Below are 4,936 nucleotides of genomic sequence, written 5' to 3' on the forward strand. Positions count from 1 at the left end.
GTGCTCCAATCCCGGCTCACGAAAGTGCACCTGGCTGTCGATGACGCCCGGCAGGATATGCAGGCCGCGGCAATCGATCGTCTCGCCCGCCGAGGCCTGGCGGAGATCGCCGATGGCGGCGATGCGCCCGCCCTTCACGCCGATGTCGCGAGCCCCTTCGCCGTCGTGGTTGACCACGGTGCCGCCTGTCAGGATGAGGTCGTAGATCATGGCCATGCTCTCTTGCGGGGGGAGTGCCAGCGGCTTACGTAAAGGCCGACCGTTTTGCAAGATCAGGTTGCTTTTCCGCCCATGCCCTTTGCCCAGCTCAAAGACCGCGCCCTCATTTCCGTATCAGGTCCGGATGCCGAGCATTTTTTGCAGAACATCCTGACCACCGATCTCGACATCCTGGCTCCCGGCGAAGCCAAGCCCGGTGCGCTGCTGACGCCGCAAGGCAAGATCCTGTTCGATTTCCTGATCTCCCGCACCGGCGAGAATGCATTTTGGCTCGAATGCCGCGCCGACATATCGGACGATTTCATACGCCGGCTGACGCTCTACAAACTGCGCGCCAAGGTCGAGATTGCCAAATCCGATCAGGCATTTGTCACCGTTGCATGGGGACATGAATCAACACCCTCGCAATCCGATTCAACGGCGGCCGCCGACACGCGCTTTCCGAAGGGTGCCGTCACGCGTTCCTATGGCGAAACAGATGAGCGCAGCGATCTTGCCGCGTGGCAAGCCTTCCGCATTGCCGGCGGCATTGCCGAAAGCGGCAGCGACTACCAACTCGGAGACGCCTTCCCTCACGACGTGCTGCTGGACGAAACCGGCGGCGTCGGCTTCAAGAAGGGCTGCTATGTCGGCCAGGAGGTCGTCTCGCGCATGCAGCATCGCGGCACGGCCAGGCGGCGCGTGCTGATTGCATCGGCCGACAGGCCCCTACCCGCGCCCGGCACCGAGCTGACCGTCGCAGGCAGGCCGGTTGGCACGCTCGGCTCGACCGTCGACACGACCGGTCTGGCCATTGCGCGCATCGACCGGGTCAAGGCGGCGCTCGACGCCGGCCAGTCGATCATGGCCGGGGACGTTCCGGTTACGCTGGCCATTCCCGGTTGGGCAAAATTCGCCTTCCCGCAGGAAGCCGTCAGCGCGGAGGAGGCCTGATGGCGGCCGACCGCGTCGGCGCGCCGGCACGCGCCTGGCAGCGCATGCTGTCGGGCCGCCGGCTCGACCTGCTCGACCCCTCGCCGCTCGACATCGAAATTTCAGACATTGCGCACGGGCTCGCCCGCGTTGCCCGCTGGAACGGCCAGACCAGCGGCGAGCATGCTTTTTCGGTTGCCCAGCACTCGCTGCTGGTCGAAGCGCTGTTCCGCGACCTGGTACCCGAGGCTTCGGCCGACGCCCGGTTGGCGGCCCTGCTGCACGACGCCCCCGAATATGTCATCGGCGACATGATCTCGCCGTTCAAATCGGTGATGGGCGGCAGCTACAAGGATTGTGAGTTACGGCTGCAGCGCGCCATCCATCTGCGCTTCTCGCTGCCGCCGGAGCCAAGTGCTGCGCTGCGCAAAGAGATCAAGCGCGCCGACCAGATCGCCGCCTATTTCGAGGCAACGCTGCTTGCCGGCTTTTCGACCGCCGAGGCGACCGAGTTCTTCGGCCGTCCGCGCGGCTTCAATGCCGACCGCTTCGATTTCACGCCACGCTCGGTGACCTGGGCGCAAAATGCGTTCCTGAAGCGGTTTTCCGCGATCGAGACGTCGCGGCACCAGGTTTCGGCAACCGCAATCGGCTAAAGCGCGTCGCGCTGAAACGGATTCATGCGCCGCGCTTTAGGTCTTTGTTTTTATGCATGTCGTTTCCCCCAAAACCGAGGTCACTTTTGGGCGACATGCATTAAAACGCTAAATTAACCGGCGGCGGCCACAATAGCGCGTTCGATCACGGTCCGCAGGCGCGCTCATGCCCGTCGCTGATGCCAAGGATGGTCCGACCATCCCGAAACGGGAGGCCGAAGGCATGGACCGCTCCCGCCACATGGAAGACGAACTGCGCGAGCAGAACCAACGCTTTTCGGCTGCGGTCGAGAACATGTCGCACGGCCTGTGCATGTTCGACGCCGACGAGCGGATGATCATCTGCAACGGCAACTACCTGAACATCTTTTGCCTCGAAGCCAGCGTCATAAGGCCCGGCATCCGGTTCCTCGACATTCTGCGCCACAGCGTCGATATCGGCATCGCCTCGCAAACCGCCGACGAACTCTACGCCATCCGCAAGCCCTATATCGATCAGGCAAAGCCCTCGACCTACGAAGAAACATTGTCGGACGGCCGCATCGTCAGCATCTCGCACCGCCCTCTGGCTCTGGGCGGCTGGGTCTCGATCTACGAGGACATCACCGAGCAGCGCCGCGCGCAAGAGGATCTCAAGGAGCAGCACCGCCGCTTCGACGCAGCGCTTGCCAACATGTCGCAAGGCCTGCTGATGTACGGCGCCGACGGCAAGATGATCGTGCGCAACCGGCGTTTTCTTGAACTCTACAATGTCACCGCGGCAGACTTCCCGCTTGGAACGACGCACCGCGAGGCGCTCGAACGATTGCTGGAACTCGGCATCTATACGGAGATCGACGTCGACAGCGAAGTCGCCAAGACCGAAGCCTGCCTGACGGCGGCAAAAATGCATTCGGCCTACCGGCATCTTACCGACGGCAGGACGGTTCTGGTCACACGCCGGCCGATGAACGGCGGCGGCTGGGTAGTGACCTTCGACGACGTCACAGAACGTCGCCGCACCGAAGAGCGCATGACCCATCTTGCGCATCACGATACGCTGACGGGACTGCCCAACCGCTCGATGTTTCGCGAACGGCTCGACCTTGCGCTGGAAGCCACGGCGGTCACGCCGCTGGCAATCTTTTCGCTCGATCTCGATCGCTTCAAGGCGGTCAACGACACCTGGGGACATCCGGCCGGCGACTGGCTGTTGAAGAGCGTGGCCGAGAGGCTGCAGCGCTGCCTGCACAATGAAACCGACGTCGTCGCCCGTTTCGGCGGCGACGAATTCGTCATCATCCAGTTCAACTTCAAGGGCATTGCCAATGCAGAAAAACTCGCGAAGCGCATCGTCGAGACAATCGGAAAACCGTTCCGCGACAAGAACCGCGAGATGCATGTCGGCATCAGCCTGGGCATCGCGGTTTTCCCCGACGACGGTGGAGATGCCGACACGCTGCTGAGGAACGCCGATACAGCGCTTTACCGGGCGAAGAGCGAAGGGCGCAATCAGTATCGGTTCTTCGAACCCGGAATGGACGCTATGGTACAGGCACGGCGTGCGCTGGAGATCGACCTCGAGACCGCGCTGCCGCGCCAGGAATTCGACCTCGACTTCCAGCCCATCATGAACATCGCATCCGGGGAGATCGTCGGCGCCGAAGCCTTGATGCGCTGGCATTCGCCGACACGCGGCACGGTGGCGCCGGACAGCTTCATTCCGGCCGCCGAAGAAACCGGATTGATCGTGCCGCTTGGCGAATGGGCGCTGAGGAAAGCCTGCACGGCGGCGGCCGACTGGCCCGCCGGCCTGCGCGTCGCGGTCAATGTCTCGGCCGTGCAACTCAAAAGCGGCAGCTTCGCCCGCAGCGTCATCTCGGCGCTGGCTTTCTCCGGCGTGCCAGCCGATCGGTTGGAGCTGGAAATCACCGAAACCGTGCTAATGGACGAAAGCGAGGCGGTGCTGAGGACGCTGCGGCAGTTGCGCGAACTCGGCATCCGCATCGCGCTGGACGATTTCGGCATCGGCTATTCCTCGCTCGGCTATCTCAGGCGTTTTCCCGTCGACAAGATCAAGATCGATCGTTCGTTCATCCACGACCTGGGCAATCGTGACGCCGCGGCGATCGTTCGCACCGTCATCGGGCTGGGCGCCGAGCTTGGCATCACTGTCACCGCCGAGGGGGTCGAGACCGAGGTGCAACTCGACATCCTGCGCGGCAATGGCTGTACAGAGGCGCAGGGCTATCTGATCGGCGTGCCGTCAACGGCCGCCGAGATCCAGCGTCTATTGAAATCCCGAGCGCTGCACAGCCAGACCGGCTGAGGCCGGCCATCGTCAACGCAGCGTGTCGATGTATTTGCCGTGGAAGCTGACATAGCCGGGCTCGACCATCTTGAGATGCCGCTCGATCAGCGCATGAAACCGCGGCAGTTGATGAAACGGCACGCCTGGATAGGCATGATGCTCGGCATGGAACGGCATGTTCCACGCCAGCCTGCGGACCAGCCAATTGGTCAGCGTGGTCCTGGTGTTCTCCAGCATGTTGGCGACGAACGGACAACGGCCGTGCTCGGCTAAGAGATAGAGGCGCAGAAACGGCTGCCCCAACAGAGCGGGCAAGATCCAGACATAGACAAGCACCGAGAGCCGGAAATAGACGGCCAGCAGAAGGATCACGGCATAAAAGGCAATCATGGCGCGTGCCTCGATGCGCACCTTGTCATAGCCCTTTGGCGGAACGTAGCTTTCGCGACCACCGCCCGCCGCGTTGGCATAAAGCGTCTTCAGGTGGCCCCACCATAACGGGATGCCGGATATGTGGACGAGGTATTGCCGCCATGTCTCCGGCTTGGGGAACGCCAGTTCCGGATCATTGTCGGGATCTTGCGTGTATCGATGGTGGGCGAAGTGGAAGTAGCGGAACCAGTCGGCCGGGAGCGCGATCGCCAGGCTGCACACCCGCGCCCCGGCATCGTTCAGCCATTGCGCCTCGAAAGCCGTACGATGAACCGTCTCGTGCAGCAGCGTGAACAGGAAGACGATGAGGATACCTTGCGGCAGCATCAGCAGTGGCCAGAACGGCACCTTGGCGGCGATCAGCGATCCGACGACCACGATCGCGCCCCAATGAGCAGCAAGCTGAACGAGGCCCGCAACATCAGAC

4 protein-coding genes and 1 pseudogene are annotated in these 4,936 nt (G+C 62.7%); 3 read left to right on the forward strand and 2 right to left on the reverse strand.

Annotated features, from left to right (window positions below; all coding sequences use genetic code 11):
* Window positions 1-270, reverse strand: a pseudogene (locus EOD15_RS28410) (dihydroorotase); the annotation flags it as partial.
* Window positions 271-291: 21 nt separating this feature from the next.
* Here EOD15_RS28410 and EOD15_RS28415 point away from each other — a divergent pair.
* From EOD15_RS28415 to EOD15_RS28425, 3 genes are all read left to right on the forward strand, one after another.
* Window positions 292-1,152 carry a folate-binding protein YgfZ gene (locus tag EOD15_RS28415; protein WP_127322741.1) on the forward strand — a complete coding sequence of 287 codons (861 nt, stop codon included), beginning with the start codon at window positions 292-294 and terminating at the stop codon, window positions 1,150-1,152.
* Window positions 1,152-1,787: an HD family hydrolase gene (locus EOD15_RS28420; RefSeq protein WP_127322742.1), complete on the forward strand. Its 636-nt coding sequence runs from the start codon at window positions 1,152-1,154 to the stop codon at window positions 1,785-1,787. Before EOD15_RS28415 ends, EOD15_RS28420 begins: the two co-directional genes overlap by 1 nt.
* Before the next feature lie 166 nt (window positions 1,788-1,953).
* On the forward strand, window positions 1,954-4,095 hold the full coding sequence (locus EOD15_RS28425; RefSeq protein WP_127409054.1) for an EAL domain-containing protein: 2,142 nt from the start codon (window positions 1,954-1,956) through the stop codon (window positions 4,093-4,095).
* 12 nt (window positions 4,096-4,107) lie between these two features.
* On the opposite strand, the gene EOD15_RS28430 is transcribed toward EOD15_RS28425, so the two are convergent.
* The coding region (locus tag EOD15_RS28430) for a fatty acid desaturase family protein (RefSeq protein WP_127409055.1) at window positions 4,108-4,936 on the reverse strand (829 nt) is incomplete at its 5' end.

This window comes from Mesorhizobium sp. M7A.T.Ca.US.000.02.2.1, assembly GCF_003996995.1.
Taxonomy (GTDB): Bacteria; Pseudomonadota; Alphaproteobacteria; order Rhizobiales; family Rhizobiaceae; genus Mesorhizobium.

Bases quoted from the DNA above. Each gene is read 5' to 3' on its own strand.
- EOD15_RS28420 (WP_127322742.1), top strand. From the start codon at position 1,152: ATGGCGGCCGACCGCGTCGGCGCGCCGGCACGCGCCTGGCAGCGCATG.
- EOD15_RS28425 (WP_127409054.1), top strand. From the start codon at position 1,954: ATGCCCGTCGCTGATGCCAAGGATGGTCCGACCATCCCGAAACGGGAG.
- EOD15_RS28415 (WP_127322741.1), top strand. From the start codon at position 292: ATGCCCTTTGCCCAGCTCAAAGACCGCGCCCTCATTTCCGTATCAGGT.